The organism is Streptomyces sp. SID1328 (genome assembly GCF_009865595.1).
In the GTDB taxonomy this organism is placed as follows: domain Bacteria; phylum Actinomycetota; class Actinomycetes; order Streptomycetales; family Streptomycetaceae; genus Streptomyces; species Streptomyces griseoluteus.
The window spans coordinates 1-4,353 of record NZ_WWKH01000252.1 but is presented as its reverse complement, the minus strand read 5'-3'; the positions used below and the strand labels follow the sequence as shown (position 1 = coordinate 4,353).

At 73.3% G+C, this 4,353-nt stretch carries 4 protein-coding genes and 2 pseudogenes; 3 read left to right on the top strand and 3 right to left on the bottom strand.

Annotated elements, in window-relative coordinates; translation table 11 throughout:
• Nucleotides 1-189, bottom strand: a pseudogene (locus GT030_RS36225) (protease); the annotation flags it as partial.
• A gap of 414 nt (nucleotides 190-603) precedes the next feature.
• Between GT030_RS36225 and GT030_RS07355 the strand changes: the two are divergent.
• The 3 genes from GT030_RS07355 to GT030_RS07345 all read left to right on the top strand — a co-directional run bounded on the left by GT030_RS07355 (nucleotide 604) and on the right by GT030_RS07345 (nucleotide 3,233).
• Nucleotides 604-1,422 (top strand): glycerophosphodiester phosphodiesterase, encoded by an 819-nt coding sequence (locus GT030_RS07355; protein ID WP_161200384.1) that lies wholly within the window; start codon nucleotides 604-606, stop codon nucleotides 1,420-1,422.
• 59 nt (nucleotides 1,423-1,481) lie between these two features.
• Complete coding sequence (locus tag GT030_RS07350; RefSeq protein ID WP_161200383.1) at nucleotides 1,482-2,123, top strand: ATP-binding protein; 642 nt, start codon at nucleotides 1,482-1,484, stop codon at nucleotides 2,121-2,123.
• A gap of 138 nt (nucleotides 2,124-2,261) precedes the next feature.
• Complete coding sequence (locus GT030_RS07345; protein WP_161200382.1) at nucleotides 2,262-3,233, top strand: DUF5926 family protein; 972 nt, start codon at nucleotides 2,262-2,264, stop codon at nucleotides 3,231-3,233.
• Between the two features lie 232 nt (nucleotides 3,234-3,465).
• On the opposite strand, the gene GT030_RS07340 is transcribed toward GT030_RS07345, so the two are convergent.
• Both GT030_RS07340 and GT030_RS07335 read right to left on the bottom strand, forming a co-directional pair.
• Nucleotides 3,466-3,990 carry a hypothetical protein gene (locus GT030_RS07340; protein WP_161200381.1) on the bottom strand — a complete coding sequence of 175 codons (525 nt, stop codon included), beginning with the start codon at nucleotides 3,988-3,990 and terminating at the stop codon, nucleotides 3,466-3,468.
• Nucleotides 3,991-4,045: 55 nt separating this feature from the next.
• A pseudogene (locus GT030_RS07335) lies at nucleotides 4,046-4,353 on the bottom strand (DNA primase); the annotation flags it as partial.

Sequence of the window (4,353 nt, the reverse complement as noted above, 5' to 3'; positions counted from 1 at the left end):
GCCCTCGGGGGCGCCGTAGGACTGGGTGGGGCCGGGCCCGTACGGGTGCTGCTCGGGCGGGCCCGAAGGCACCGGCGGAAGCTGAGCCGTCGCACCCGCGTCACCCTGCGGGGGAGCGGGAGATGCCACCGGCACAGGAGGTGCGGACGGGGCCGGGGGTACCGCGTTGCCCTCGTTCTCGGTGCTCACAGCTCTTCTCTCCTCGATCCACGGCTGTTGTCGTCGGTCGCGCTCGGTCGAACTCGATCATGCTCAGTCGCCCACCGGCCGCGCCCCGTCGTATACGGGTCGCGTACGGTCGCGCCGGTCCATGGTCGGTCATGCCCGTGGCCGTGCGCACGCCCGTCGCCCAAGACGCGCGGACCGGCGCGACAAGGCCGCACATGGTCCCGTACCTGTTCCTGTTGTACGCGCTCAGCTTTTCCCACGGGCCGTCAGGGCACCGTAAGCGGTCCCTGTGGGTCCGCGGGGACCCTTTACATAAGACTTCTCGGGCATAAGTGAGATAAGTATGCACGGAGGCCTGCTCAGTGGCGCACTTCTCCTGGTCGCCTGCCCGCTCGCGCCCCCCGCACCACCCCCGGTCGATGGCACCATGACGCGGTGACCCACGCACCACACCACACGATCCAGGTCGTCGCCCACCGTGGAGCCTCCGAGGACGCGCCCGAACACACCCTCGCCGCCTACCGCAAGGCGATCGAGGACGGCGCGGACGCCCTGGAGTGCGATGTACGGCTCACCGCCGACGGACACCTGGTCTGTGTCCACGACCGCCGGGTGAACCGCACCTCCAACGGCCGGGGCGCGGTCTCCGCCCTGGAGCTGTCCGACCTCTCGGCCCTCGACTTCGGCTCCTGGAAGGGCCGTGCGGGCCGGGACGAGGAGCCCGACTGGGAGCACCGGCCCGAGGACCGCGAGGAGACCTCGGTCCTGACCCTGGAGCGCCTGCTCCAACTCGTCGCCGACGCGGGGCGCCGGGTCGAGCTGGCCATCGAGACCAAGCACCCCACCCGGTGGGCCGGCCAGGTCGAGGAACGCCTGCTCGCCCTGCTGCGCCGGTACGGGCTGCACGCCCCCGCCTCCCCCGAAGCCTCCCCGGTGCGCGTGATGAGCTTCTCCGCCCGCTCCCTGCACCGGGTGCACGCCGCAGCCCCGGCCCTGCCCCTGGTGCTGCTCGCCCAGTTCGCCACCCCGCGCCTGCGCGACGGACGCCTCCCCGAGGGCGTCACCATCGCGGGCCCCTCCATCCGCATCGCCCGCAGCCACCCGGCGTACGTACGACGGCTCAAGGAGGCAGGTCACCAGGTGCACGTGTGGACGGTGAACGAGCCCGCCGACGTGGACCTCTGTGTGGAACTCGGCGTCGACGCCATCATCACCAACCGCCCGCGCGAGGTGCTCGGCCGCCTCGGCCGCTGACCCCTCCCCCGGACCCGGGGAGTGCTCCGGCGCGTTCGCCTCCCGCACCGGGACTGCGAATGCGTCGCCGGAACGAGACTGGCCGGTTTCCGGTTCAGGCCAATGGGGCATCCACACCGTGGCGTGGGGCGAAGGAGGTCTCGGGGGTGGCGTTGGTGGTGGCACAGGAAGTGCCCGCGTCGTCGAGCATGGCCGTACCTCATGGCCCTGCCGGCGTGGGGATGGCGAGGCACCGGATGCGTGCGCAACTGCGCGGCGGCGGGGTCCCGGAACCGGTCGTGGACGACGCCGTGCTGATTCTGTCGGAGCTGCTGAGCAACGCGTACCGGCACGGACGCCCACTGGGCGGCGCCCGGGCCGGGGACGGCGCGGTGCGCGCGGACTGGCGGATCGACCCGCGCGGACGGCTCATCGTGGAGGTCACCGACGGCGGCGGCCCGACCCGCCCCGCCCCGGCCACCCCCTCGGTCACCGCGCACGGCGGCCGGGGCCTGAGCATCATCGACGCGCTCGCCGACGACTGGGGCGTACGGGACGACGTTCCGGGCGAGGTGACGGTCTGGGTGGTGGTCCACGCGGACGTGCACGATCCCGATGCCGGCGCCCCGCTCGAATCTTTCGCTACGCGCGTCACCACCCCCGCGCGGGTCACCGCGCTGGCCGAACTCGGCTTCACGGACGCGTTCGAGAGCCTCGACTGAACGGGCTTACCGGAAGAGGCGGTTGTCCACAGGCACTGCCCACCCCCGCCCGCGTCGTCCACAGGTACCCGTGGCCCGCGGCCCGAACGGCTAGGCTCCCGCCCGTACGAGACCAGCCGTTACCGGGAGACAGCCACGATGGCCAAGAAGCGACCCCAGACCAAGGGCAGCCGCCCGCAGCCGCACGGGGCCGGGGGCGAGGTTCCGGTCGTCGGTGCCCGCGAGGCGTGCCCCTGCGGCAGCGGCCGCCGCTACAAGGCGTGCCACGGCCGCGCGGCCGCGCACGCGGTGACCGAGCTGGTGCAGCGCCCCTTCGAGGGCCTGCCGGGCGAGTGCGACTGGGTGGCGCTGCGCGAGCTGGTCCCGGCCGCGACCGTCGGCCTCACCCTGAAGGACGGCCTGCCCGAGGGCGTTCCCTCGGTCACGCTGGCCACCGTGCTGCCCATGGCGTGGCCCGCGCTGCGCCGCGACGACGGCTCGGTGCTGCTGGGCCTGCAGAACGACACCGCCTCCGGTGACATCAGCCGCGACCTGGCCGACACCCTCCAGCGGGCCCTGGTGGCCGAGCCGGGCACCCCGGTGGAGGGCCGCCGCGCCCCTTCCGACGCACCCCGCCTCCAGGACCTGCTGGCTGCCGACGGTCCCTTCGAGCCGGTCGTGCACAGCGGGTTCGAGTTCTGGGTGCCGGACGCGGAGAACGCGACGCCCGAGGTGGCCGCCTCCCTGGAGCGGGCCAATTCCGCCGCGATCCCCACGGTCAAGCTGGCCGGGGTGGACGCCGCGTACTGGTGCGAGACCCCGGAGAAGAACCACCTGCGCTGGGTCATGCCGCACGAGGAGGAGCACCTGCTGGACGCGCTGGCCCGGCTGCACGTGGCGGGCACGTCCAGCCTGGGTGAGGGCACCCGCCTGGTCGGCTCGTTCCGCGCGCACGGGCTGACCGTGCCGGTGTGGGACCTGCCGAGCGGGGTCGGCGCCGAGGAGATCGAGAAGCCGGCCGCCGAGTTCGCCGAGCGGCTGGCCACGGCCCTCGCGGTGACCGAGCCGCTCACCCCGGAGGAGCGCCGGGCACGCGGCGGCCTCACCAACCGGCAGGTCACCCTGAGCTGACCCCCGACAGGGCCGGGACCACGGAGAACGGGTGACTCCTGTCAGGAACGGGTGACTCCTGTCACAACTCCTCGGTGTGACAAGCGAATCGGTGTCCGAATGAGCCGGACCGAATTTGCGAACCGCCGATCTCTTGTTACCGTTCCAGTAGCCCGGTTGCTGGTGCATCCCCCGTCGCCAGCAACCGGGCCTTTCCATGCCCGCGCCCGGCCGGGTCAGCCGAGGCCGTCCTTCAACTTCCGTTCATGTCAACGGAGTTGCTGGTGGAGCGGAGCAGCAGCGGTTCCTCGGCGCCGCGCGCGAACTCGGAGACGGCCGTGTACGCGGCCCCCGCGCCCCACGTCCGCTCGCGCGGGGTCTCACAGGTGGCGGGCGCGTCGTCCGCGCCGGTGACACACGTCGTACGCACCGCCCGGCCGTCCGGGCCCAGCAGGCTCAGGTCGGCGTCCAGGGCATCGCCGGTGGTGTTGCGGTAGTACACCCGCGCCCAGGTGTCGCCGCCCCGCGTCATGACACAGGTCTGCGCCTCCAGCCCGTCGGGCGAGGCCAGTTCGGGTCCGCAGCGGGTGAGGGTGATCCGGTCCGGGGACGAGGGCACCGAAGCCGAAGCCGCACGTCCGCCCCCGTCCACCCTCTGTTCCGCCGACGCCCCGCCCAGCGACAGCAGCAGCGCCGCCGCGACGAGGCCCGCCAGGGCGGAGGTGCGGAGCGGACCGGCTCCCGGCCCGCCCGCGCGGGACCGGTGGTTTCGCAGCATGGGCGGAAGATAACGAGCGCGCGCGGCCCCAAGGCCCCGCGCGCCCCCGACACCCCTACAACTCGGGCGCGCTCACACCCGTACGAGTGAGGGCCTCGACCACCGCGTCCACCACGGCCTCCACGTCGGGCAGCCACGGGGAGGCGGAGCCGGGCAGCGGGGCACGCTCCCAGTGGACCTCGCCCTGGCCGGTGGTGGAGGGCGGGAGGGCGAGGTAGCCACCCTCGCCGTGGAAGCGGAGCGAGCCGGGGACGAAGTCCTTGGCGTACAGAAGTTCGCCCAACTGCTCCATGGAATAGGGCTTCACGAGGATCGCCCAGCGGTGCGGAGCGGCGACGACCGGGCCGAGCCGCATGCCGCGCC

Excerpts from the sequence above, each read along its gene's own strand:
- GT030_RS07350 (WP_161200383.1), top strand. The coding sequence starts at position 1,482 with ATGCGTCGCCGGAACGAGACTGGCCGGTTTCCGGTTCAGGCCAATGGG.
- GT030_RS07340 (WP_161200381.1), bottom strand. The coding sequence starts at position 3,990 with ATGCTGCGAAACCACCGGTCCCGCGCGGGCGGGCCGGGAGCCGGTCCG.
- GT030_RS07345 (WP_161200382.1), top strand. The coding sequence starts at position 2,262 with ATGGCCAAGAAGCGACCCCAGACCAAGGGCAGCCGCCCGCAGCCGCAC.